The sequence below is a fragment of the Microbacterium sp. J1-1 genome (assembly GCF_024498615.1).
GTDB lineage: Bacteria > Actinomycetota > Actinomycetes > Actinomycetales > Microbacteriaceae > Microbacterium > Microbacterium aurugineum.
On sequence record NZ_CP089590.1, the window covers coordinates 3,354,031 to 3,377,841 of the forward strand.

Consider the following 23,811-nt stretch of genomic DNA (forward strand, 5'->3'; position numbering starts at 1 on the left):
TGTTATGAACAGCGATCGGAGACCCTATGCCCCACGAAGCCGCCCGCGACGATGCCGGCGCACACCCCGTGCTCGTCCGCATGCGTGCGATCCGTCCCGAGCTGCGTCCGAGCGAGCAGCGCATCGCCGACCTCTTCCTCTCCGATCCGGCGGGGACCGCCGGACTCTCCATCGCCGAACTCGCCCAGCGCTGCGACACCTCGACCACCTCGGTGGTGAGGTTCTGCAAGCGCCTCGGCTACGAGCACGTGCGCGAGCTGCGCAACCACGTGCTGCGCGACGTCGAACGCGAGACGTTCGACACGGCCGCGCTCCCTGCCGTCTCCGGCGACATCGACCGCAACGACACGCTGTCCGACATCGTCGCGAAGGTGTCGCTGGCCGAGACCCTCTCGCTCGCGGACACCGCCAAGGTGCTCGACACGGAGTCACTGCGCGCTTCCGTCGACGCCATCACGTCCTCAACCAGGGTCGACATCTTCGGTGTGGGTGCGAGCTCCATCGTCGGACTCGACCTGCAACGCAAGCTCACCCGGATCGGGCGCACGGCACTGGACTGGTCGGACCCGCATGCTGCCTGGACCTCGGCGGCGACGCTCGGCCCCGGCAACGTCGCGATCGCGGTGTCGCACACCGGCACCACGACCGACACGATCGAGTTCCTGCTGCTCGCCCGCCAGACCGGGGCGACGACGATCGCGATCACGAACCATGCCGGCGCTCCGCTGGCCGACCAGGCGGACATCGTACTGACGACCGCCGCGCGCGAGACCGGCTTCCGGTCGGGTGCCCTCGGCAGCCGGATCGCCCAGCTGATGGTGGTCGACTGCATCTTCATCGGCGTCGCACAGTCGAACTACGACCGCTCGATGGAGGCTCTGCGCGACACCTTCGCCGCCGTCCACCGCGTGCGGAAGACGGGGGCGTGACCGCCCGCACCCGGCGAGCGCGAGCGGGGCTGTTCACCGCCTTCGCGGGCCTCGGGGTCACGGCCGCCTTCGTCCCCGCGGTCCTGCCCTCCACCGAACGCGCGATGGCGACCGACCTCAGCGCCGCGGTCCCCGCTCTCTTCGGCGGGCTCTTGATCGGAGTCTTGAGCTCGGGCCCGCTCTTAGTGCGCCGTCCACCGCGCACCACGCTGATGCTCGGCAGTGCCCTCCAAGCCGTGGCGATCATCGCCGCATCCGTGGCAGACGCACCCGCCGTGTTCATCGCCGCGGCCGCCGTCGCCGGATTCGGGTTCGGGCTGGTGGAGGCCTCGGGATCCGTGGCGGCGAAGTCCGTGGCCGCCGGCAGCGCGACGGGGCTGCTCAGCGCTCTGCTCGGCACGGTCGCGGCGTGCGCCGCGGTCACGCCCCTGCTCGTCGCCGTGGGGTCCGGGACGCGTCCGCTGCTCGGCATCCTGGCGATCGTGCCGCTCCTGGCTCTGGCGATGCTCGCGGGACCGGCGGCCCCGATCTCCCCCGCCGAGACTCCCGCGCATCGGGACGTTCGCGGGCTTCTCACGCTCCTGCCCTTCGCCGTCGCACTCCCCCTGTACGTCGGCGTCGAGACCGTGCTCTCCGGGTGGTCGGCGGTGATCCCGGAGCGGATCCTCGCGGTCGATCCGGGCCTCGCCGCGCTGGGGACCTCGGCGTTCTGGACGCTCATGGCCGTCGGGCGGTTCAGCGCAGCGGGACTGCGCCGCCTCTTCATCTCACCGATCGTGATCCTCGTGTCCGCGACGGGTGCCGCGGCGGTCCTGATGGCGACCGCGGGGATACTGGTGGAGTCCGCGCCGGGAGTGGCGCTCGGTGCGCTGGCCGCCGTGGTCGTCCTTCTCGCACCCAGCTACGGCCTCATCCTGGGACTCGCCCTCGATCATCTCGATCCCGCGCGCAGCGCTGCGGTGACCGGCGCGCTCGTCGCCTGCGGGGCCGTCGGGGGGACGTTCGTGCCGACGGTGATCCTCCTGATCGGACGGGATCCGGCATCGAGTACGACGTTCCTCGTGTCCGCCGGGCTGTGCGCGCTCATCCCGGTGCTGATGCTGGTCGCCGCACGTTCCCCTCGTCGGGCTTCCGTACGCTGACACCTCCTGCACACCCGCCGATATCGTCGATCCCTTCACGGATGCCGGAATACCGGAGCACCCACCCGCGAGTCCGGCGTAACGTCGACGACACACCCATCCGCAGCGAGGAGAGCACGCGTTGTCCACCGAGGTCCTGGCGATCATCATCAGCGCGATCGGCGTCGTGCTGACGATCACGGCGAGCCTCTTCGCTGCTGGCGCCTGGATGGTCCGCCGCATCGATGACCGCATCGATGCCGTCGACGAAAAGCTCAGCACCCGCATCGACGCCGTCTCCGAAACTCTGACCGCCCGCATCGACGCCGTCTCCGGAACTCTGACCGATCGCATCGATGCCGCATCCGAGACGCTGACCGCCCGGATCGATGCGGTCGCGGCCGATGTCACCGACCTGAAAGTCGCCGTCGCCCGGCTCGAAGGACCACCCCGACACCTGCTCACTGCGCGCCGGTGAGCAGGGCGTGCGGGGGCCTACCGGAGCACGAGAGCAGCGGCGCCGATGAGCGGCCCTTCGTCGCCGAGCCCCGAGCGCACGACGCGGGTACGGCGCGAGTACTCGTGGGCCGCGCTCGCGGCGAGTGCCTGCTGCACGAGGTCGATGTAGTCCGCCGACACGCGCGAGAATCCGCCGCCGATGGCGACCACGTCGAGGTCGACGAGGGTCGCGGCATCCGCCAGCGCCTCCCCCACCTCGCGGGCCGAACGCTCGATCGCCGCCCGCGCGAGGGGATCGCCGGCCGCCGAGTCCCGCGCGAGGTCTTCGCCGGTGGCGCCGGTCCACCCCTGTTCCTGCGCCCACGCGGCGCTCGCGGGGCCTGACGCGATCTCCTCGAGCGTCAGGCCGCCCTCGCGACGCACCTGCCCGAGGTGACCGGCATTGCCGGTGGCTCCGGGGATGTAAGCGCCGTTCGCGACGAAGCCGCCGCCGACACCGGTCGAGACCACGATCGACAGCGAGGCGCCGGCGCCCTGCGTGGCGCCGAGCCACGATTCCGCGAGCGCGAGAGCACCGCCGTCATGGCCGAGCACGGTGCGCACGTCGCCCCCGAGGACAGTGGACGCCGCGGCGCGGACCGCCTCTTCCAAGACGAAGCCGCGCGCGAGCGGCATGTTCACCGGCATGATCGCGCCGAGAGAGCGGTCGACGGGACCGGCACTGCCGATACCCGCGCCGACGAGCTCCGCGTCGGCCGGAAGGGCGGCGAGCGCGTGCTCGACGATCGCGACGACGGCCGCGTCCAGAGACTCGAACGTGGCGTCCCGACCGGTCGGCTGGCGACTGCGACTCCCGGGGAGCAGCCGGCCGTCCTCCGCGACGAGTGCGGCCTCCATCTTCGTGCCGCCCACATCGACGGCGAGCGCGTAGCGCGTCACTGGGGGTCGAGCCCGAGGTCGTCGAGGTCGAAGGCCGCGCGCCATTCCAGACCCTCGGCTTCGATCGCGGACTGTGCGCCGGTCTTCCGGTCGACGATCACGGCGACCGCGACGATCTCGGCGCCTTCTTTGCGCAGGGCTTCGACGGCCTTGAGCGCGGACTGGCCCGTGGTCGAGGTGTCTTCGAGCACCACGACGCGCTTGCCCTTGACGTCTGCGCCCTCGATCTGACGACCCCGACCGTGGTCCTTGGGCTCCTTGCGCACGACGAAGGCGTCGAGCGGGGTGTCGGTGGCGACCGACGCGTGCAGCACCGCGTTCGCGATGGGGTCGGCGCCGAGTGTCAGCCCACCGACCGCCACGACGTCGAGGTCGCCGATCAGGTCGAGCATGATGCGGCCGATCGCGGGAGCGGCACGGTGGTCCAGGGTGAGCTTGCGCATGTCGACGTAGTACGTCGCCTGCTTGCCGCTGGAGAGGGTGAAGTCGCCGTGGAACACCGCCTCATCTTTGATGAGGTCGAGGAGTGTCTGGCGGTCTGCGTCGAGTGCGGTCACGGCATCCAGTGTAGGAGGCACACCCTAGGCTTGAGGCATGCGCTTGGCCACCTGGAACGTCAACTCCATCCGCACCCGCGTCACCCGCACCGTCGAATTCGCCGTCCGCGAAGACATCGACGTGCTGGCGATGCAGGAGATCAAGTGCAAGCCGGAGCAGTTTCCCTACGCGCCGTTCGAGGAGGCCGGGTACCACGTCGAGGTGCACGGGCTGAACCAGTGGAACGGGGTCGCGATCGCGAGCCGCCTGCCGATCACCGACGTACGCACGGCCTTCGACGGAATGCCGGGCTTCGCCAAGGGCCATGAGGGTCCGGATGCTCCTCTCGAGGCGCGCGCGCTCGGCGTCATGGTCGACGGAGTCAGGGTGTGGAGCCTCTACGTACCCAACGGCCGCTCCCTGGAAGACCCCCATTACCTGTACAAGCTGCACTGGCTGGAGCAGCTCAAGAAGTCGACGGCGGCCGAGCTCTCGGCGAACCCCGACCTCCCGCTCGCCCTGGTCGGCGACTTCAACATCATCCCGTTCGATCACGACAACGGCGACCCCGACATCGTGATCGGCCGCTCCACCCACGTCTCCCCGCAGGAGCGCGACGCGTTCTTCGCGTTCCAGGATGCCGGGGTCACCGATGTGGTGCGCCCATTGATCCCCGAGGGCTTCACCTACTGGGACTACCAGCGGCTGAAGTTCCCCCGCAACGAGGGCGTCCGCATCGACTTCGTCCTGGGCTCGCGCACGCTGGCCGAAGCGGTGACCGGAGCCTCCATCCACCGTGACGAGCGCAAGGGCGAACAGCCCAGCGACCACGTACCGGTGGTGGTCGACCTCGATGGGCGCCGGTTGGGCACCGGTGGCGCTGAGGACGACGACGACCTGCCGATGATCTTCTCCTGAATGCCCATCCGATGAGCGTGCGGCTGATCGCCACCGACCTCGACGGCACCCTCCTGGACTCGACGTCGGCCGTCAGCACGCGCACCCGCGCGGCGCTCGACGCGGCACGGGAGCGCGGCATCCACGTGGTCCCCGTGACGGCCCGCCAGCCGATCGGGCTGCGAGCCATCGCCGCGGATGCGGGTTTCGACGGATGGGCCCTGTGCAGCAACGGCGCCTACGCCGTGCGCCTCGACGACGGACGGATGCTTTTCGCGGAAGAGCTTCCGCCCGAGACGATCCGTGCCCTCGCCGAGGCTCTGCGCGCGAGCATCCCTGGCCTGTTGTTCGCGAGCGTGCGCGAGGCCGGCGAGACGTTCGTGGCCGAAGACGGTTACGCCGCGATCGCTGCACTCACCGACCACAAGCGCGACCCCGCCACGATGGGCGGTGTGCCGTTGGAGCAGGTGCTCGCCGCCCCCAGCCTGAAGTTCGTGATCCGCCACCCCGAACTCGCGCCCGACGCGCTGTTCGACACGGTACGTTCCCTCGGGCTGACCGGCTTCGAGGCGACGCTCTCGGGCGCTCCGTTCGTGGAGGTCATGGCCGAGGGCGTCACCAAGGCCACCGGCTTGGCCCGACTCTGCGAGCACCTCGGTATCGACCGCACCCATGTGGTGGCCTTCGGCGACGCGCTCAACGACGTCGAGATGCTCCGCTGGGCAGGGCGCGGCGTCGCGATGGCCGACGCCGAACCTCTCGTGCAGGATGCGGCCGACGAAACGACCTCCTCCAACGATCAGGACGGTGTGGCGCGTGTGATCGAGCGGCTTCTCGGCTGAGACTCACTCGAACGTCCCGACCTGCGGCACCCGATCGGTCCGCGCGTAGCGGAGCAGCGTCACTCCGGCCTCGTCGACGATCGGCGGCTCCAACAACCGCAGCACCGAGGGAAGCGCATCGTCGTCGAACACCTTCTTGCCCGGGCCGAGCAGCAGCGGATACACCCAGAGGTTCAGCTCGTCGAAGAGCCCCTCGGCGAGCAGCGTGTGGACGAAGTCGATGCTGCCGATCACGTGCACTTCGCGGTGGGCCGCCCTCATCGCCGCGACCTCCGCGGCGAGGTCGGCACCGACGCGCGTGCTGCCCTCCCAGTCGAGCGTGAGATTCGCATCCCGGGTCGCGACGTACTTGGGCACGCGGTTGAAGAGCCTGCCGATGTCGCCGGACTCGCCCGAGGTGTGATGCGGCCAGTATGCGGCGAAGATGTCGTACGTGCGCCGGCCGAGCAGCAGCGCGTCGAGCCCGCGCATGCCCTTCTCGATCTCGGGCCCGACACCGGACGAGGGGTATCCGGCCTGCCAGCCGCTGAACCGGAAACCGCCGGAGGGGTCCTCATCGGTGCCGCCCGGCCCCTGAGCGACGCCGTCGAGGGAGGTGAAGAGATCGATCAGGATGCGGCCGGATGCCTGTTGTTCATCGGGATACGGGCTGTTCATGTCGTGCTCCCTAGGTCAGTCGTGCGATGCGGAAGGTGTCGGCGAACGAGTCCAGCAGCGATTCGTCGCCCCGGACGACCGCGACGATGTCCTGCGCGAGGGCCTCTGCCGGGGTGACATCGCCGCCGATGAGACGACGGATGCCGGGTCCGGCGACGATCACCGCGTCCGGAGCGCCGTCGGGAAGACGTCCGCCGACCGGCGGCGCCGGAGGTGCGATCTGCGCGACCCGGAGCTCGCCGTCGTGCACGGACGCACGGAGGGCGACGTCGCCGACATGCAGCTCGTACTCGGCATCCATGGCGGATTCCGCCTGGAACGCCGTGCGCAGGGCCATCGTGAGCGAGTCGGGCGTGACGACGTCACCCTCTGCGGGATCCCCCATCGCCTGGAACCCCCATCGTCCGAGGGCGAGCATGATCGGCTCGAACGAGCGCCCGTACGGGGTGAGTTCGTACACGAGCCCGCAATTGAGCAGCGGTACCCGCCGTACGACCCCACCCTCCTGGAGATCCTTCAGCCGGGTGGACAGGATGTTGGTCGGAATGCGCGGCAGGCCCTGCTTGAGGTCGGTGTAGCGACGGGGTCCGACGAGCAGATCACGGACGATGAGCAATGCCCACCGCTCCCCGATCAGCTCGACCGCCGTCGTCACACCGCAGTATTGACCGTAGCTGCGCGCCGCCATGTCAGGCCGACGCGGCGGTGTCGGCCACGTGGTCCGGCCCGTTCTCGACGGCTTCGGGGGTCATGTAGAGGAAGCCGAGGGAGTTGCCGTCCGGGTCGTCGAGGTCGCGCGAATACATGAAGCCGTAGTCCTGCGCGGGCTTCGGCTCGGATCCACCGGCGGCCAGGCCCTTGGCGAGGATCGCGTCGACCTCCTCGCGCGAATCCTGGCTGAACGCGACCGACACCTGCAGAACGTCGTTCGGGTCGGCGATGGGCTTGTCGGTGAACGTCTCGAAGTACTCACGCCGGAGGATCATGAAGTAGATGTCCTCGCTCCACACGACGCACGCGGCGTTCTCGTCGGTGAACGGAGGGCTGATCTCACAGCCCAGCGCCACGTAGAAGGCCTTGGCGCGTTCGAGGTCACGGGTGGGCAGATTCACGAAGACCTTGGTCATGTCGACTCCCTTGTCGGTGTGGATATCGGTGTGGACCCATCGATCGTGAGCCCCTGTCGACAAGCTTGCAAAAAACAACTTTGCTTGTCAATAGCAAGTAATCGCTGGCAAGCAATCGTCCCTACCCACCGATCCGCCGCCAGGGGGATGCCACGGCAGACGCCCCGCCCTACGGTGGAGGGATGGCCGCCGAACCGTTCACCCGCACGCCGACCGAACGCGAACGGCGCAACGACCTCTTCCTGGCGCTCGCACTCTTCGTCGGCGCGATCCTCAGCGCAGCCCTGTCCTCGATCGCGCAGGTGTACGGCGACGAGCAGGCCGACCTGTGGACCGCGCTCGTGTACGCGGTCGTCGTCGCCATCCCTCTCGCCTTCCGTCGTCGTTGGCCCGGCACCGTCGCGGTGGTCGTCTCCGTCGCCTACTTCGCCGCCGTCACCGTGCGGGTTCCCGAGATCTATGTCGGGAACATGGCGATGTTCATCGCCCTGTACACGGTCGGCGCCTGGATGAACGACCGCCGGCGTGCACTGATCGTGCGGGTGGCGATCATCGTCGGCATGTTCGTGTGGCTGCTGATCACGATGTACCGCGATGCGATCACGGAGGCGGACGACGCCGATGTCATCGCCGGGGCCATGTCACCCTACGTCGCGTTCATGCTCATCCAGCTCCTGCTGAACGTGCTCTACTTCGGCGGTGCGTAATACTTCGGCGAGCGCTCGTGGGCGGCCGCGGAGCAGCGGTCGGTGCTCGAAGATCGCACGGTCGAGCTGGAACGCGAGCGCGAGGTCACGGCGGCACAGGCCGTCGCCCTCGACCGGGTGCGGATCGCCCGCGAGCTGCACGACGTCGTCGCCCACCACGTCTCGGTGATGGGCGTGCAGGCGGGGGCGGCGCGTCTGGTGCTCGATCGCGACACCACCGAGGCCGCACGCATCCTCTCCGGCATCGAGGGGTCGGCGCGCGACGCGATCCACGAGCTGCGCCAACTGCTGGAGACTCTGCGCACGCCCGGCGGCGAGGCCACCGACACCGCCTCCACGCTCACCCTCGACGACATCGCCGCGCTCGCCGAAGCATCGACCGAGGCGGGGCTGCCGACCGACTATGCCGTGATCGGCGACCCCGTCCCGGTTCCCTCCCTCGTTGCCGTGAACCTGTACCGGATCGCACAGGAGTCGCTGACGAACGCCCGTCGCCATGCGGGCTCCGGTGCCACCGCCGACGTCCGTGTGCGCTACGACGACGACGGCGTCGAGATCGAGATCGTGAACACGGGGCGCGCGGTCACCCACGTGCGTCCGGGGCTCGGTCAGCTGGGAATGCGAGAACGCGCCGCGGCATCCGGCGGCACTCTCGAGGTGACCTCCCGGCCGCTCGGCGGGGTGCGCGTGCGGGCCAGGGTGCCGCTTCCGACCCCGGACCGGGCGGGAGCGCGCCGATGAACGGCCCGTTCCGTGTGCTGCTGGTCGATGACCATGCGCTGCTGCGCGCGGGCTTCCGCACCATCCTCGACACCCAGCCCGACATCACCGTGGTGGGCGAAGCGTCCTCGGGCGCGGAGGCCGTCGCTCAGGCATCCGCGCTGCGCCCCGACGTCATCACGATGGACGTGCAGATGCCCGACATGGACGGTATCGAGGCGACCCGACGAATCGTCGCCGACCCGGAGATCACCGCGGCCATCGCGATCGTCACCACGTTCGATCGCGACGACTACCTGTACCAGGCACTGGATGCGGGAGCCAGTGGCTTCCTGCTCAAGAACGCCGGTGCCGAAGACCTGATCGCCGCCGTCCGCGCGCTCGCCGCCGGCGACGGGATGCTCGCCCCCGAGGTCACACGCCGCGTCCTGGCACGGTTCGCCGCCGCCCCCGCACAGCCGATCGCGGCCCCCTCGATCGAGAGCGCCGCGATCCCGAAGCTCACCCTCGCCGAACCCCTCACCGAGCGCGAGGCCGAGGTGCTGACGCTGCTCGCCGACGCCCGCAGCAACTCCGAGATCGCCAAGGCGCTGTTCATCGGTGAAGCCACGGTGAAGACGCATGTCTCCCGCATCCTGCAGAAGCTCGGCGCGCGCGACCGGGTGCAGGCGGTGGTCCTCGCGCATCGCATGGGTCTGGCGTGAGCACCGCGGCCCACCGCGCGCGCTAGCCTCGGAGCCATGCCCGAAGCCGCACCCCTGTCCCGTCCGATCCTGGCGGGGGTCGTGACGGCACTCGTCGGATTCACCAGCTCCTTCGCCGTCGTGCTGACCGGGCTCGACGCCGTGGGAGCGGACGCGGCGCAGGCGGCGAGCGGACTCCTCGCGGTCAGCCTCACGATGGGACTCGCGTGTGTGGTGCTCGCGTGGCGGTATCGGATGCCGATCACGGTCGCGTGGTCCACACCGGGTGCGGCACTCCTCGTCGCGACCGGCACCGTCGAGGGCGGCTGGTCGGCGGCGGTCGGCGCGTTCCTGGTCACCGCCGCGCTGATCCTGCTCACGGCTCTCTGGCCCGCGCTCGGCGCCCTGATCGCGCGCATCCCCCCGTCGATCGCGCAGGCCATGCTCGCCGGTGTCCTGCTGCCGCTGTGCCTGGCGCCGATCACGGGCATCGTCGCGAACCCCTGGGGCGTGGTGCCGGTCGTGCTCACCTGGCTGGTGTTCGCCCGCCTCGCGCCGCGCTGGGCGGTACCGTTCGCCTTCGTGGCGGCGACCGCGGTGGTCGCGGTGTCACTGATCGGCGCGGGCACGACCTTCGACGCCGCGCTGCTCCTGCCGCGCCTCGAGTTCACCGCCCCGACGTTCACGGTCGGCGCGCTGGTCGGTCTCGCCCTCCCCCTGTTCATCGTGACGATGGCCTCGCAGAACGTCCCGGGGATCGCGATCATGCGCAGCTTCGGATACGAAGTGCCGTGGCGTCCGGCGATGCTCGTGACGGGTGTCGGCACCGCGCTCGGCGCCACCGCCGGTGGGCACGCGATCAACCTCGCCGCGATCAGCGCCGCGCTCGCCGCCTCACCGGATGCCGATCCCGACCCGAAACGTCGCTGGGTCGCCGGCGTCTCGACCGGGGCGTCGTACCTCGTGCTGGCGGTGTTCTCCGCCGCGTTCGCCGCGCTCGTGGTGCTCGCGCCCACGGCGGTGATCCCCGCGGTGGCCGGTCTGGCGCTCTTCGCCGCTTTCGGATCGTCGGTGCAGCAGGCCATCGACGATCCCGGCGAGCGCATCCCCGCCGTGGTGACCTTCCTGGTGGCCGCCTCCGGGATCGCGGTGCTCGGCGTCAGCGCCGCGTTCTGGGCGCTCATCGCCGGGCTCCTGGTGCGCACGGTGCTGCACGCAGGGCGCTCCTGATCCCCTCCTCCCCCGGACGGGTGATCCCACGGACTCCGCCGCAGGGGGGATGCCGTGGAATGCCCCCGGTCCGTAGCGTGAAGACATGACCACAGGAATGCTCGAACTCTCCGGCATCACCAAGAGCTACGGCTCTCGGCGCGTGCTCGATGACGTGTCCTTCACGGTCGCCCCCGGGCGACTGACGGGCTTCGTCGGCGGCAACGGCGCCGGCAAGACCACCACCATGCGCATCGTCCTCGGCCTGCTCTCTTCAGACGGTGGCGACGTCACCCTGGACGGGGCGCCGGTCACCGCGGAGGATCGCCGGCGCTTCGGCTACATGCCCGAGGAACGCGGTCTCTACCCCAAGATGAAGGTGCTCGAGCAGATCGTGTACCTCGCGCGGCTGCACGGCTTCAGCAAGCAGGATGCCACCGGGCGAGCGACGACTCTGCTCACCGAGCTGGGCCTCGGCGAACGGCTGAACGACACGATCGAGTCCCTGTCGCTGGGCAACCAGCAGCGTGCGCAGATCGCCGCCTCACTCGTGCATGACCCCGAGGTGCTGATCCTCGACGAGCCGTTCTCCGGCCTCGACCCCCTCGCGGTCGACGTGGTCGCCGGTGTCCTGCAGTCCAGCGCCGCGAAGGGCGCATCCATCCTCTTCTCGTCCCACCAGCTCGACGTGGTCGAGCGCCTGTGCGACGACCTCGTCATCCTCGCCGGTGGCACGATCCGCGCGGCCGGTTCCCGCGACGCACTGCGCGCCGAGCACGCCCGTGACCGCTACGAGTTGGTCTCGGCAGGTGACGCCGGCTGGTTGCGCACCGAACCCGGCGTGACGGTCGTCGACTTCGAGGGCGGGTACGCGCTGTTCGACGCGGACGGTCCCGAGACCGCTCAGCGGGTGCTCCAGTCCGCGGTGCAGCGCGGAGACGTCGCGAGCTTCGCCCCCAAGCATCCGTCCCTCGCCCAGATCTTCAAGGAGGTCATCCGATGAGCGCTCCGACCCCCGTCCGCAGCCCCAACGGCATCTGGCTCGTCGCCGAACGCGAGATCGGATCGAAGCTGCGCAGCAAGGCCTTCCTGATCTCCACCGGCATCCTGCTGGTGCTCGCCCTCGCCGGCATCATCCTCGGTGGCTTCGCGAGCAAGAACACCGACGCGATGCCGGTCGCCGCGACCGCCGAGACCGCGGCCGCCGTGTCCGCCCTCCCGAACGTCGAAGTCACCGAGGTGTCCGACCAGGCCGCCGCCGAGAAGCTCGTCCGCGATGACGAGGTCGATGCCGCGGTGCTCCCGGGCGACGGCCCCTCCGGCTACACGATCATCGCGCTGCAGGACGCCCCGGGCTCGCTCGTCTCGGCGTTGTCGATCTCCCCCGAGGTCGTCATCCTGGAGCCGGCGACGACCAACCCTCTCCTGCGCTACTTCATCGCGATCGCCTTCGGACTCGTGTTCATGATGGCCGCGGCGACGTTCGGCGGCACGATCGCGCAGAGCGTCGTGGAGGAGAAGCAGACGCGCGTGGTCGAGGTGCTGCTCTCGGCGATCCCGGCGCGGACGCTGCTCGCCGGGAAGGTGATCGGCAACACGGTGCTGGCGATGGGGCAGATCCTCGCCCTGGCGGCGGTGGCGACGATCGGTCTGATCGTCACGGGTCAGCGCGAGGTGCTCACCACGCTCGGGTCGCCGATCATCTGGTTCGCGGTCTTCTTCCTGTTCGGGTTCATCTTGCTGGCGGCGATGTTCGCGGCTGCGGCGTCGATGGTCTCGCGACAGGAGGACATCGGCTCCACGACCACACCGATCACGATGCTGATCATGGCCCCGTACATCCTGGTCATCGTCTTCAACGACAACCCGCTGGTGCTGACGATCATGTCGTACGTGCCGTTCTCCGCTCCGGTCGGTATGCCGATGCGCCTGTTCGTCGGTGAGGCGCAGTGGTGGGAGCCGCTGCTGAGCCTGGTGATCCTGCTCGCCAGCTGTGTGGCGGCGATCGTCATCGGCGCGAAGATCTACGAGAACTCGCTCCTGCGCATGGGCTCACGGGTCAAGCTCTCGGAGGCCCTGCGCGGCTGACACGCACCCACCGCCGACACCCCGTCTGAGTGCCGAAACCCCCTGCTGCCGACGTCGGCAGCAGGGGGTTTCGGCGCTCAGCGGGGGTCTCGCGCGATCAGATCACGTCGTCGCCGAGGGTGGTGGGGTTGCCGAAACGGTGGTTCGTGATCGACACGGCCTGCTCGTGCAGGAACGGGAGCATCTCGACGCGGCCGGCGCCGGTCACGGCATGCGACCACACCGCCACGTCCGGGCTGCCCTCGAGCGCCTCGAACAGCGCCGAGGCGTCGCCACCGACCAGACGGACCCGCTGCCACGTGTTCGCCGCCTTGGCGTAGCGCGTGGTCCATGCGGCATCCGACTCGCGCTTCACGGTCACGCCCTGCGCACGCAGCACCTTCTCGATGCGGGCGGGCAACGCCGGCGCCGACACCGTGAACGGGCTGCCACTGCGGAGGGCGGCTGCGAGCACACGGACCCCGTCTGCGACCACCGCGTCCTCGGAGATGCGCACGTCGACCGCGACCGGGCGGTAGCGGAAGAGGTTGCGCTCGACCCCGAGGCCGGACTTGTCCGACACGGCGCCGAACTCGTCGATCCAGGCGCGCTCATCGGATGCGGCGGCGCGCCGCAGCCAGTCCGACGCGGTCGCATCGACATCCGCCCCCGCGGCGTCGAGCAGGGCGGCGACGGCCGGAGCGACGGCGGCACCGGGGGAGACAGCGGGAAGCTCCGCCGGAACCCACTCGCCGAGGCCGTGGAGATAGTTGGGTCCGCCGGCCTTCGCGCCCGCCCCCACGGCCGAGCGCTTCCACCCTCCGAACGGCTGACGCTGCACGATCGCACCGGTGATGCCGCGGTTCACGTAGAGGTTGCCCGCCTCGACGCGGTCGAGCCACGTGGTGACCTCACCGGAGTCGAGCGAGTGGATGCCGGCCGTGAGGCCGTAGTCGACCGCGTTCTGCAGGCGCAGCGCCTCGTCGAGGTCCTTGGCGTGCATGATGCCCAGCACCGGGCCGAAGAACTCGGTCAGGTGGAAGTACGACCCCTCGCGCACACCGGTCTTCACACCCGGCGTCCACTGCCGGCCCTCGGCGTCGAGCTTTCGCGGCTCGACGAGCCAGCGCTCACCCTTCTCGAGCGTCGTGAGCGCCCTGAGCAGCTTGCCGTCGGCGGGCTCGATGATCGGACCCATCTGGGTGGCGGGGTCATCGGGCAGACCCACGCGCATCGACGTGACGGCATCGACGAGCTGACGCTCGAACCGCTTCGAGTCGGCGACCGATCCGACGAGGATCGCGAGGGATGCCGCGGAGCACTTCTGCCCCGCGTGCCCGAACGCGCTGCGAGCGACGTCGGCGGCGGCCAGGTCGAGGTCGGCGGACGGCGTGACGATGATCGCGTTCTTCCCGCTCGTCTCGGCGAGGAGCGGCAGGTCGGGGCGGAAGGAGCGGAACAGCTGCGCCGTCTCGTACGCCCCGGTGAGGATCACCCGATCCACCGCGGGTCCGGCGACCAGGCGGGTGCCGAGGTCACGGGAGGCCAGGTCGACGAGCGCGAGCAGATCGCGCGGCACACCGGCGGCCCACAGCGCCTCGACCATCACGGCACCGCAGCGCTGCGTCAGCTTCGCGGGCTTGATGATGGCGGCCGAGCCCGAGGCCAGCGCCGCGAGCACCCCGCCGGCGGGGATCGCGACCGGGAAATTCCACGGCGGCGTGACCACGGTGACCTTCGACGGCACGAACTCCGCACCCGAGACGGTCTCGAGGTCCTTCGCACGCTCGGCGTAGTAGTGCGCGAAGTCGATGGCCTCGCTCACCTCCGGGTCGCCTTCGGCGATGGTCTTGCCCGCCTCGTGGGCCATGATCTCCAGGAGCTGCCCGCGACGAGCCGCGAGTTCGTCCCCGGCGCGGTGCAGCACGGCGGCGCGCTCGGCAGCGGGGAGGGCGGCCCACTTCTCGGCCGCGGCGGTCGCCGCGGTGAAGATGCCGTCCAATTCGGCTTCCGTCTCGACCTTGGCGATCGCGATCGTGTCCAGCCCGAGGGTCGATCCGACCGATCGACCGAGGATCGCCCGTCCCCACGCGCGGTTGGCCGCGATCGCAGGATCGGTGTCGGCCTGGTTCCGGAAGCCGTCGGTCGTTGCGGCGTCTGCCTCTGCGGTGCGGTCCTGCACACGGTGCGGACCGGGGACGAACCCGGGCTCATCCGTCGCGAGCGCGGCCAGCGACCGCTCGAAGCGCTCCCGCTCCCGGGTCAGCAGGGTCGGGTTCGAGGCCAGTTCGAACACCGCCGACATGAAGTTCTCGGAGCTGGCGTTCTCCTCGAGACGACGCACCAGGTAGGCGATCGCCACATCGAATTCGGCCGGGTTCACGACCGGCGTGTAGAGCAGGAGGCGACCGACGTCCTTGCGGACGGCCTCGGCCTGCCCGGTCGCCATGCCGAGCAGCATCTCGTACTCGACCAGCGGGTCCGCACCCGTCGGATCCGCCACTCCCCGTGCCTGGGCGAGCAGCCACGTGTAGGCGATGTCGAACAGGTTGTGCCCTGCGATGCCGATGCGCACGGCGTCCAGGCGCTCCGGCGTCATGGCCCAGTCGAGCACCCGCTTGTAGTTGGTGTCGGAATCCTGCTTGGTGCCGTAGGTGGCGAGCGGCCAGCCGTGGATCGCCGCGTCGACCTCCTCCATCGCGAGGTTCGCGCCCTTGACCACGCGCACCTTGATCGGCGCTCCGCCCTTGGCGCGGCGGGCGGCGGCCCACTCCTGCAGGTGCTGCATGGCACCGAGCGCATCCGGCAGATACGCCTGCAGCACGATGCCGGCTTCGAGGTTCTCGAGCCCCGGCTGGTCGAGGATGCTCGTGAAGGCCGCGATCGTCAGATCGAGGTCGCGGTACTCCTCCATGTCGAGGTTGATGAACTTCGCCTTGCCCTCGGCCTCGGCCGCAGCCGCCAGTTCGTAGAGCGGGGTGAGCTTCTCGACGACGTCTGCGACGGCCTCGTCGAACGACCACATCGAGAGCTGGCTGACGACGCTCGAGACCTTGATCGAGACGTAGTCGACGTCGTCGCGGGCGAGGAAGTCACGGGTGCCGCGCAGACGGTGTCCTGCTTCACGCTCGCCCAGCACGGCTTCGCCGAGGAGGTTCAGGTTGAGGCGGTTTCCGCTCTTGCGGAGCTTCGCGATCGCGGGGCCCAGCTTGGCGGGGGTCGCGTCGAGCACCAGGTGCCCGACCATGGCACGCAGCACACGACGGGAGATCGGCACGACGACACCGGGCAGCTTGGGCGCCCAGAAGCCGCCCGTCTTGATCGCGGCGCGCAGGTAGCCGGGCAGCAGACCCGGGGTGATGTCGCTCAGCTCGGCGAGCGTGCGCCCGGCGACGCGCAGATCTTCGGGACGCATCACGCCGTCGACGAAGCCGACCGTGAACGCCAGCCCGTTCGGGTCTTTCAGGACCTCGGAGAGGCGCTGGGCGGCAGGCTCGACGGGGTGAGTCTCGCTCTCGGCGAGCCAGCGCTGCACGAGGGCGGCGACCTCTTCGGTGCGGGGAGTGGTGGTGTCGGCGGCGACAGGCATCGGTGGGACCTTCCAAGTGATCGCACACCGGGGTTTCGTGTGCGGCTGGATCATTGTCCTGCCAGTCGGTAGGCTCCGTCTATCAACCGATTCGAGTGGATTCTGTTCACTCTGACTGAACGGATGGAACGGTCGTGCTGGACGTCAATCGGCTGCGGATGCTGGTCGAGCTGTCTCGGCGCGGAACGCTGTCGGCCGTCGCCGACGCCCTCTCCTACAGCAAGGCCTCGGTGTCGCAGCAGTTGAGCGCCCTGGAGCGCGATGTGGGGGTGCCCCTGCTGCGTCGAGTGGGACGCGGGGTGCAGTTCACCCCGCAGGGGAACGTGCTCGTCGCCGAGGCCATCGGCATCCTCGACCAGCTCGAACACGCCGAGGTCGCCGTCGCCGAATCGCTCACCGAGGTGACGGGCACCGTACGCGTGGCGGTGTTCCAGTCGACGGCGCACTCCCTCCTCCCCCGCGCCCTCCGCGCTCTGAAGGACCGGCATCCGGCGTTGCGCGTCGAGGTCACCGAGTGCGACCCGGAGACCGGCCTCGTCGGGGTGTCCAGCCGGGACTTCGACCTGATCCTGGCCGAGCAGTACCCCGGACGCACCCGCCCGATCCACGCGGATCTCGACAGGGTGGAGCTCGCGCATGATTCGATCGCGCTCGCCCGACGCCCTGGAGCCCCGACCCCTGCGGATGCCTTCGCCGCACTGTGGTCGACCCGCGGGGAGCCCTGGGTGCTCGAGCCCGCCGGTACCGCTTCGCGAGCGTGGGCGGAACAGCTGTGCCGCACGGCCGGCTTCGAACCGGACGTGCGCTACGAGATCGCCGACCTCACGGCACATGTGCGACTGATCCATGCGGGGCTCGCCGTCGGGCTGCTGCCCGACCTGGTGTGGGCGGGTGACACCCCGACCGTCGACCTCACCCCACTTCCTCATGACCCGCGGCGCGAGATCTTCTCCTCGGCGCGACGCGTGTCGGCGGATGCCCCGTCGATCCGTGCGGTCCGCAGCGCGCTGGCTGACGCAGCCACCCACAACCTCCCGGACTGAGGCGCCAGAAGCGTGATCCCGAAGAGGATCAGTGCCGGTGCACGTGCTTTTCGCCCGTTCCCGCCGCCACCGGATCCGCCGACCGGGGGGCGGTCGACGGCGCGAGCGCTCCCGCGGAGTGAGCGATCCGCCCACCGACCACCGTGAGCTCAGCATGCTGATCGAGCAGGCCTGCGGGGTCGTTCTCATGCCGGTAGAGGTCGTCCGACCACACCACCAGATCCGCGAGCATTCCGCGCCGCACCCGCCCCCGGTCGCTCTCAGCGTGCCAAGCCCGCGCACCGTGCACGGTGTATGCCTCCAGCGACCGGTCGATACCGACCCGTTCGGCCGTGGTCCACGCCTCCCCACCGTCCAGACCCGCCCGCGTGGCGGCCGAGTACAGCCCGACGAGCGGATCCATCTCCCCCACCTGCCAGTCGCTCGAGAAGGCGACGGTGGCACCGCTGTCCAGAAGGCTCCGGAACCGCCACGCCCGGTCCCAGCGATCCTCGCCGATGTTCTCCATCCACGTGCCGGCGACGAGGTCCGGGGAGCAGTGCCGGGGCTGCATCGCCGCTGTCACGCCGAGTTCACGGAACCGGGGCAGATCATCCGGATGCAGGCACTCGACGTGCACGACGCCGTGTCGACGGTCCTTCGTGCCGTTGCGCTGGGCGGCTTGCTCGATCGCGTCGAGCGCCAGACGGATGCCTGCATCCCCTGTCGCATGCGTGTGGGTCTGGAACCCCAGCCGATCGAGCTCGCTGATCACCTCCACGAGTTCACGACCGGGATAGCTCGGTCGGCCGCGCACACCGGGCCGATTGGCGTAGTCGTCGAGCATGAGGGCTGTGTGCGGCTCGATCACATCGTCGGCGTACAGCTTGAGCGGACCGAGGCGCAGCAGTCCCTCGGCGTCGGCATCCGCCTCGGCACCGCGCACCGCGTCCCGCAGCTGTCGACGGAAGTCGCCGTCGGCCCCGACCGGGTGGAACAGTGCCGTGATGACGCGCGACGGCAGCTCCCCTGCAGCCAGGGCACGCTGGAAGAGCCCGAGCTCTGCGAGCGGAACCTGCGGCTCGACTGCCGTGGTGATTCCACTCGCCGTCGCCATGCGCATGCTGGCGAGTAGCTTGCGGTAGCGGCGCTCCGGCGAGTACATCGGGATGTCGCGCTGAAGTTCCGCGAGTCCGGCGATCGTCATGGCGCTCGTGTAGAAGTCGGTCACCCATCCCGTCGGCTCCCCCGTCCGCTCCTCCCGCTCCGGCCGACCCCACGCGATGTCGACGCCGGAGGCGATGCCGAGGATGCCGAGCGCCGGCCTGTTGAGCCACACCGAGTGCTGATCGTAGGTCGTGACGAAGACCGGGCGATCGGTGAGCCCCTCCAGATCCGCCGCGTTCGGGCGGCGGCCATCGACGATCGAGTACACGGCGTTCTCGGCGCAGATCCAGGTGAGATCCGGTCTCCGATCGGCGAACTCGGCGATGCGCCGCCGTACCTCGGTCAGCGTCGAGGCCCCCTCCAGCGATACCGCATCCTCATCGAATCCGAGGAGGAGGTGGTTGTGGCTGTCGATGATGCCCGGCGTGAGCAGCCGCCCCTCCGCATCGATCGTGCGGCGTGCCGCGGGGGCGTCCGAGGCCGGCCCCACATAGGCGATGCGGTCGCCATCGATGCCGACGACTTCAGCCCACGGCTGCACGGGGTCGAAGGTGCGCACGCGCGCACCGGTGATCAGAGTGTCGACGGTCATGCGTTGTGCTCCTCGGTCTCGTCGACGGATGCGTCCGCCTCGAGCAGATGGATGGCGCCCGGGTGTGCCCGCAGGTACAGCGCGTAGTACAGGAATCCCGCCGCGACGATGCCGGCGGCGACGCCGAGGCTCAGCCACTGAGCGGGATCGAGGAGGCCGATCACGAAGATCGTGGCGATCGCGGCCAGCGCCACGAGGGGTGGCACCGGCCACAGCGGCATGCGATAGCTGCCTCCGGCTTCGTCGCGCTGGCGCCGAACCACGAACGCGGCGAGCGCGATGAAACCGTAAGAGAAGGCGAGGGTCGAACCGGTCGCGTTCAAGAGCACGTCGAACGGGACGAAGCAGCCGACCAGGGCGATGACACCCATCGTGATCGTCGCCACGACGGGCATCTTGGTCCGCGGGGAGATGCGGGCGAGGGGGCGTGCGAGCGCAGCCGGGAGCGCCTGGTCACGCGCCGCTGCGAACAGCAGGCGCCCGGCCTGCAGGGCGATCGCGATGATCGCATTGATGATGGCGAGAGCGATCGCGATGAGGATGATCATCGTCACCGTGTCGCCGCTGCGCTGGGAGAGGAACGATTCCACCGGAAGGTCTGCACCGAAGAGCTCCTCCAGCGACTCGGCTCCCAGCAGGATCGCCGTCAGGGGGATGATCTCGGCGAGCACGGTGATCAGCGCGCTCCACAGCAGAGCCCTGGCGATGGTGCGGCGGGCATCCTTCGTTTCCTCCGCGAAGTAGATCGCGCCACCGTAGCCGTTGTAGGCGAAGATGCCTTGCGTGACGGCGAGCACCAGTCCGGCGATGCCCAGCGGAGCGAGGCCGCCGGCGGCATCGAGTGCTTGCGGATCGAAGAGGTCGGTGATGGGCCGCTCGATGCGGATCACACCGAGGATCGAGAGGTAGGCGAGCGCCGCCATCTCGATGAAGAGGAAGAGCCCGGTGACCCAGGCGTTGGTGCGGATGTTGAAGCAGGCGGTGATCGTGGCGAGCACGATCACCACGACGGCTGTCCACAAGGGGTCGAGCCCCGCGATGGCGACGCCGAGGTAGTCGGCGACGCCGAGCGCGAAGATGGCGATGATCAGCGGCAGCGTGATGAGACTGATGAAGAACACCGCAGCACCGGGCGCCGGCCCCAGCACCCGGCTGACCAGGGTGTAGTCCCCACCGGCGAGCGGATGCCGCGACCCGAGCTCCGCGTAGCACAGGGCGATCAGCAGGCTGATGACGCCCGCAAGGATGAACCCCCAGAACACGCCCGTGCCGTATCCGGCGAAAGCCGCGCCGCCCAGGATGAAGACGCTGGAGGCCGGGGAGATGCCGGAGAGCGTGATGAGTACGTTGCCCCCGACTCCGAGCGAGCGCGAGAGCTGACCACCGTGCGTGGTCGTCGCTGCCGTGTCGAGCGCGGGCGCCGGGACTCTCGAGGGTGGAATCGGGTGGGACATCGTCGGGACTCTCTTCATCGTGATCCGAGGCGAAGCATTCTTTGACTCCAACGTCAAAGAATTCCTCGAGTGTGCCATGCAGCTCGGGTAGTGTCAAGGAATGGCGCGACCACGACGGCAGGAAGAGCGACGCGCGGCACTCATCGACGCGACGTATGCGGCAGGCAAGGAGCACGGTCTGCGCTCGCTCTCGCTCACCGATGTCGCGGCCGCCGCCGGCCTCACTCGCGGGGCGATCCTGTACTACTACGAAGACCTCGACGCCCTTCTCGTCGAGGCTCATGCCGCAGGAATCCAACGGTTCTGCGACGAGCGGGATGCAGCGATCGCCGCTCTCGCCGACCCTCGAGAACAGCTCGCCGCCGCCATCGACGCCGGCCTCCCCGACGGCGCGGACGACGCACTGATGAGCTTGCTCTACGAGTTCGACGTGCTCGCCGGCAACTCCGCGCTTCACGATGAACTCGTACAGAAGCTCTATCTCCGCCAGCTCACGACCTACCGTGGCGTGATCGCGGCCGGACGCGAGAGCGGGGTCTTCGCTCCGGCACTCGACGACGAGCAGCTCGCGATGACCATGGTGGCCCTGGAGGATGCTTACGGACTGCACATCGTGGGCGGCAACGCGCTGATGAACGTGCCGAAGGCGGCCGCCGCGATGCGCGCTGTCGCTGACCGACTGGGTTGCCCGGTGAGCACCTGAGGGAGGCGCACTCGAGTCCGGGAATATGCATGCACATGCATCTGTTCAGTCCCGTGTACCCGGACGATGGAGTCCGATCCACTCCGTCCGAAAGGCACTTCTGTGAGCACTCCCGTCATCGACCGCACCGCACCGACCGAGCACCCCGTCCTCGACGTCCTCGCCGGCCGCTGGAGCCCCCGCGCTTTCGACGCGCAGAACACGATCGACGAGGCCAAGCTCGCCACCGCGCTCGAAGCGGCCCGTTGGAGCCCGTCCGCCAATAACACGCAGCCCTGGCGCTTCATCGTCGCCCGCCGCGGCACCGCCCTGCACGCGCAGGTGGTCGACGCGCTGATGGGCTTCAACCAGGCCTGGGCGGGCAACGCCGCCGTGCTGGTCGTCGCCGTGGCCGAGACCGCGACCGCCGACGGCACACCCCTCACCCACGCCCTCTACGACCTCGGCCAGGCAGTCGCGCACTTCTCGGTGCAGGCACACCACGACGGCCTGCTCGTGCACCAGATGAGCGGCTTCGACCCTGAGGTCGTCCGCGAGTTCGCCGACCTCGAACCGCGCTTCGTCCCGGTCACGGTCTTCGCGGTCGGCGAGTTCGGTGACGTGAGCGCGCTCCCCGAGGTGCTGCAGGAGCGCGAGGTCGCGCCGCGCGTCCGTCGCCCCATCGCCGAGTCGGTCATCCTCAGCGCCTGACACCCGGTGGGGCACCCGCTCTGGGGGTGCTGCCACAGACATCCCCCAGGCTGCGCAGAAGCGTCGAACCTATGGTTGCTCGGGTGCTCCGCCCTCACCCTCAGCTTCCTCCCGCTCGGCACTTCGCGCTCACCTGGGGGATCGCCGATCAGCACGGGGGGATGACGAGCGCGATGCTTCGGCGCTCGCGGGCGTTCCGCCGCCTCGGCGGAGTCGACGTGGACATCCTGACGCTGGACGACCGACCCGACTATCCCGAGTTCGCGGATCGTCTCCACGCCGCAGGTGAACTCATCGACGGGCTGCGCATCCGCAACCTCTGGGACGAGCTGCGTCGGGAGTCGCCCCGGCCACGCGGGATCACGCCGACCGCTGCGGAACTGCTGGTGCCGCAGGCGGGCGACGTGGTCGCGTCCCACGACGGCACCGTCCTGAGCCGCGCACGCCGCGACGATGCCGGCCGGATGCTGGTGGATCGGTTCCGCCGCGACGGCTCGCTGCTCGCCACCGAGCGCCCCGGCGACGACCGGAAGGTCGTGCTCTATTCGACGGACGGCGCACCGCTACGGGACTGGCGCACGACGTGGGGCCTGTACCGCTGGTGGTTCGACCGCCTGACCGGCAAGGCGCCCAGCTTCCTGCTGGTCGACTCGAAGACGGCCGCGCGCTCGGTCGCAGGCTATCGGCGGGACAACGTCGTCACGGTGCACATCGTCCATGCGTCTCATCGCGTGGGCGGGCGGCCGGGGACGCTCCGGGCGACACGCGAATCCGTGCTGCGTCGCGCCGGGGAGTTCGACGAGATCGTCGTCCTCACGTCGAGACAGCGCACCGATCTCGTCGAGGATCTCTCCGCGCTCGACGTCACAGCCCGGATCCGCACGATCCCGAACGCCGTAGCCCTGCCCCCGCGCGCTGCCGTGACCCGCGACGCGTCGCACGGCGTGGTCGTCGCCTCGCTCACCCGCCGCAAGCGACTCGAACACGCGGTGGAGGCCGTCGCGGTCGCGCACGCCGCCGATTCGACGATCGATGCCGACATCATCGGAGAGGGCCCCCGCGAAGCAACCCTGGAAGCGCGCATCCAGCACCTGCACGCCGACGGTCATGTGCACCTGAGCGGATACGACCCCGACGCACGCTCGGCGTTCCGTTCCGCGGGATTCAGCCTGCTCACGTCGACCTCCGAAGGGCTGCCGCTCGTGCTCGTGGAGAGCATGGCCGCCGGTTGCATTCCGCTCGCCTACGACATCCGCTACGGGCCCGCCGACATGATCAGCGACGGGGTCGACGGCTTCCTCGTCCCGGACGGCGACGTCCAGGCCCTCGCGCGACGCATCGTCGACCTGCAGGCCATGCCACCCGCGGCAGTCGAGGCGATGCGTCGTCGCGCGGTGGCCCGCGCCTCGGAGTTCTCCGATGACGCCGTCACCCGACGCTGGTCGCGGGAGCTGCGGGCCGTGTACGACGCGAAGCTGTTCGCCGCCGCACGCGATCAACCCCTGCCCGTGCGCCTGCGCCGTCGTGCGGGCGCGCTGCGACGCCGGGCGCTCTGGATGCTCGGCCGCTGAGCGGTCGGTGCCGCACGGTCGGTGCCACCCACATACACACTTCCCTCATCCCCCACGCGCGCACACGCCGCGAAGGAGAACTCACGCTTTGAAGGAGGCCTTGACGCATCTCCTCCTTCGTAGCGTGAG

At 69.7% G+C, this 23,811-nt stretch carries 23 protein-coding genes; 15 read left to right on the forward strand and 8 right to left on the reverse strand.

The annotated features are described in order from the left end of the window. The first annotated feature begins 26 nt into the window (after window positions 1–26). The 3 genes from LRQ07_RS16325 (at window position 27) to LRQ07_RS16335 (ending at window position 2,528) form a co-directional block, all read left to right on the forward strand. Window positions 27–929, forward strand: coding sequence for a MurR/RpiR family transcriptional regulator (locus tag LRQ07_RS16325; protein WP_232763213.1), 903 nt, complete (start codon window positions 27–29; stop codon window positions 927–929). After that, window positions 926–2,071, forward strand: a complete 1,146-nt coding sequence (locus LRQ07_RS16330; protein ID WP_256535220.1) for an MFS transporter — start codon at window positions 926–928, stop codon at window positions 2,069–2,071. The genes LRQ07_RS16325 and LRQ07_RS16330 overlap by 4 nt, the downstream gene beginning before the upstream one ends. A 121-nt stretch (window positions 2,072–2,192) precedes the next feature. Then, window positions 2,193–2,528: a hypothetical protein gene (locus LRQ07_RS16335; RefSeq protein WP_256535221.1), complete on the forward strand. Its 336-nt coding sequence runs from the start codon at window positions 2,193–2,195 to the stop codon at window positions 2,526–2,528. A 17-nt stretch (window positions 2,529–2,545) separates the two neighbouring features. Here the strand turns inward: LRQ07_RS16335 and LRQ07_RS16340 are convergent, their stop codons facing one another. Both LRQ07_RS16340 and pyrE read right to left on the reverse strand, forming a co-directional pair. Beyond that, window positions 2,546–3,448 carry an ROK family protein gene (locus tag LRQ07_RS16340; protein ID WP_256535222.1) on the reverse strand — a complete coding sequence of 301 codons (903 nt, stop codon included), beginning with the start codon at window positions 3,446–3,448 and terminating at the stop codon, window positions 2,546–2,548. Next, window positions 3,445–4,005: an orotate phosphoribosyltransferase gene (gene pyrE / locus LRQ07_RS16345; RefSeq protein WP_232763209.1), complete on the reverse strand. Its 561-nt coding sequence runs from the start codon at window positions 4,003–4,005 to the stop codon at window positions 3,445–3,447. The genes LRQ07_RS16340 and pyrE overlap by 4 nt, the downstream gene beginning before the upstream one ends. A gap of 37 nt (window positions 4,006–4,042) precedes the next feature. Here pyrE and LRQ07_RS16350 point away from each other — a divergent pair, with 37 nt between their 5' ends. After that, on the forward strand, window positions 4,043–4,903 hold the full coding sequence (locus LRQ07_RS16350; RefSeq protein WP_047521093.1) for an exodeoxyribonuclease III: 861 nt from the start codon (window positions 4,043–4,045) through the stop codon (window positions 4,901–4,903). 11 nt (window positions 4,904–4,914) lie between these two features. Next, the gene (locus LRQ07_RS16355; protein WP_256535223.1) at window positions 4,915–5,724 is read left to right on the forward strand and encodes an HAD family hydrolase; all 810 of its coding nucleotides are present in this window, start codon (window positions 4,915–4,917) and stop codon (window positions 5,722–5,724) included. 3 nt (window positions 5,725–5,727) lie between these two features. On the opposite strand, the gene LRQ07_RS16360 is transcribed toward LRQ07_RS16355, so the two are convergent. The 3 genes from LRQ07_RS16360 to LRQ07_RS16370 are packed head-to-tail and all read right to left on the reverse strand — an operon-like array spanning window position 5,728 to window position 7,508. Continuing rightward, window positions 5,728–6,381, reverse strand: coding sequence for a dihydrofolate reductase family protein (locus tag LRQ07_RS16360; protein ID WP_256535224.1), 654 nt, complete (start codon window positions 6,379–6,381; stop codon window positions 5,728–5,730). A gap of 10 nt (window positions 6,382–6,391) precedes the next feature. Further along, a complete protein-coding gene (locus tag LRQ07_RS16365) occupies window positions 6,392–7,069 on the reverse strand; it encodes a winged helix-turn-helix transcriptional regulator (RefSeq protein WP_256535225.1) in 678 nt (225 codons plus the stop codon). Between the two features lies 1 nt (window position 7,070). Further along, complete coding sequence (locus tag LRQ07_RS16370) at window positions 7,071–7,508, reverse strand: VOC family protein (RefSeq protein WP_047521098.1); 438 nt, start codon at window positions 7,506–7,508, stop codon at window positions 7,071–7,073. A 182-nt stretch (window positions 7,509–7,690) separates the two neighbouring features. Here LRQ07_RS16370 and LRQ07_RS18535 point away from each other — a divergent pair, with 182 nt between their 5' ends. The 6 genes from LRQ07_RS18535 to LRQ07_RS16395 all read left to right on the forward strand — a co-directional run bounded on the left by LRQ07_RS18535 (window position 7,691) and on the right by LRQ07_RS16395 (window position 12,915). Continuing rightward, window positions 7,691–8,215 (forward strand): hypothetical protein, encoded by a 525-nt coding sequence (locus LRQ07_RS18535; RefSeq protein WP_319944132.1) that lies wholly within the window; start codon window positions 7,691–7,693, stop codon window positions 8,213–8,215. A gap of 42 nt (window positions 8,216–8,257) precedes the next feature. Beyond that, window positions 8,258–8,956: a sensor histidine kinase gene (locus LRQ07_RS18540; RefSeq protein WP_319944133.1), complete on the forward strand. Its 699-nt coding sequence runs from the start codon at window positions 8,258–8,260 to the stop codon at window positions 8,954–8,956. Next, entirely contained in the window at window positions 8,953–9,639 is a 687-nt protein-coding gene (locus tag LRQ07_RS16380; protein WP_256535226.1) for a response regulator, read from the forward strand. Before LRQ07_RS18540 ends, LRQ07_RS16380 begins: the two co-directional genes overlap by 4 nt. Window positions 9,640–9,675: 36 nt before the next feature. Continuing rightward, window positions 9,676–10,848, forward strand: coding sequence for a benzoate/H(+) symporter BenE family transporter (locus tag LRQ07_RS16385; protein ID WP_256535227.1), 1,173 nt, complete (start codon window positions 9,676–9,678; stop codon window positions 10,846–10,848). Window positions 10,849–10,945: 97 nt separating this feature from the next. Continuing rightward, a complete protein-coding gene (locus LRQ07_RS16390) occupies window positions 10,946–11,830 on the forward strand; it encodes an ABC transporter ATP-binding protein (RefSeq protein WP_256536451.1) in 885 nt (294 codons plus the stop codon). Continuing rightward, window positions 11,827–12,915, forward strand: coding sequence for an ABC transporter permease (locus tag LRQ07_RS16395; protein WP_131494335.1), 1,089 nt, complete (start codon window positions 11,827–11,829; stop codon window positions 12,913–12,915). The genes LRQ07_RS16390 and LRQ07_RS16395 overlap by 4 nt, the downstream gene beginning before the upstream one ends. A gap of 97 nt (window positions 12,916–13,012) precedes the next feature. On the opposite strand, the gene LRQ07_RS16400 is transcribed toward LRQ07_RS16395, so the two are convergent. Beyond that, a complete protein-coding gene (locus LRQ07_RS16400; RefSeq protein ID WP_256535228.1) occupies window positions 13,013–16,483 on the reverse strand; it encodes a proline dehydrogenase family protein in 3,471 nt (1,156 codons plus the stop codon). A 134-nt stretch (window positions 16,484–16,617) separates the two neighbouring features. Between LRQ07_RS16400 and LRQ07_RS16405 the strand changes: the two genes are divergently transcribed. Beyond that, entirely contained in the window at window positions 16,618–17,526 is a 909-nt protein-coding gene (locus LRQ07_RS16405; protein WP_256535229.1) for a LysR substrate-binding domain-containing protein, read from the forward strand. A 28-nt stretch (window positions 17,527–17,554) separates the two neighbouring features. Here LRQ07_RS16405 and LRQ07_RS16410 read toward each other — a convergent pair whose 3' ends face one another. Together LRQ07_RS16410 and LRQ07_RS16415 are read right to left on the reverse strand one after the other, a co-directional pair. Next, a complete protein-coding gene (locus LRQ07_RS16410) occupies window positions 17,555–19,264 on the reverse strand; it encodes an amidohydrolase (protein ID WP_256535230.1) in 1,710 nt (569 codons plus the stop codon). After that, a complete protein-coding gene (locus LRQ07_RS16415) occupies window positions 19,261–20,718 on the reverse strand; it encodes an APC family permease (protein WP_256535231.1) in 1,458 nt (485 codons plus the stop codon). Before LRQ07_RS16415 ends, LRQ07_RS16410 begins: the two co-directional genes overlap by 4 nt. 100 nt (window positions 20,719–20,818) lie before the next feature. On the opposite strand from LRQ07_RS16415, the gene LRQ07_RS16420 reads away from it, so the two are divergent. The 3 genes from LRQ07_RS16420 to LRQ07_RS16430 all read left to right on the forward strand — a co-directional run bounded on the left by LRQ07_RS16420 (window position 20,819) and on the right by LRQ07_RS16430 (window position 23,682). Beyond that, entirely contained in the window at window positions 20,819–21,421 is a 603-nt protein-coding gene (locus LRQ07_RS16420; RefSeq protein WP_232763197.1) for a TetR/AcrR family transcriptional regulator, read from the forward strand. Between the two features lie 102 nt (window positions 21,422–21,523). Beyond that, entirely contained in the window at window positions 21,524–22,111 is a 588-nt protein-coding gene (locus LRQ07_RS16425) for a nitroreductase family protein (RefSeq protein WP_047521123.1), read from the forward strand. An 83-nt stretch (window positions 22,112–22,194) separates the two neighbouring features. Beyond that, window positions 22,195–23,682 (forward strand): glycosyltransferase, encoded by a 1,488-nt coding sequence (locus tag LRQ07_RS16430; RefSeq protein WP_256535232.1) that lies wholly within the window; start codon window positions 22,195–22,197, stop codon window positions 23,680–23,682. Window positions 23,683–23,811 lie beyond the last annotated feature (129 nt).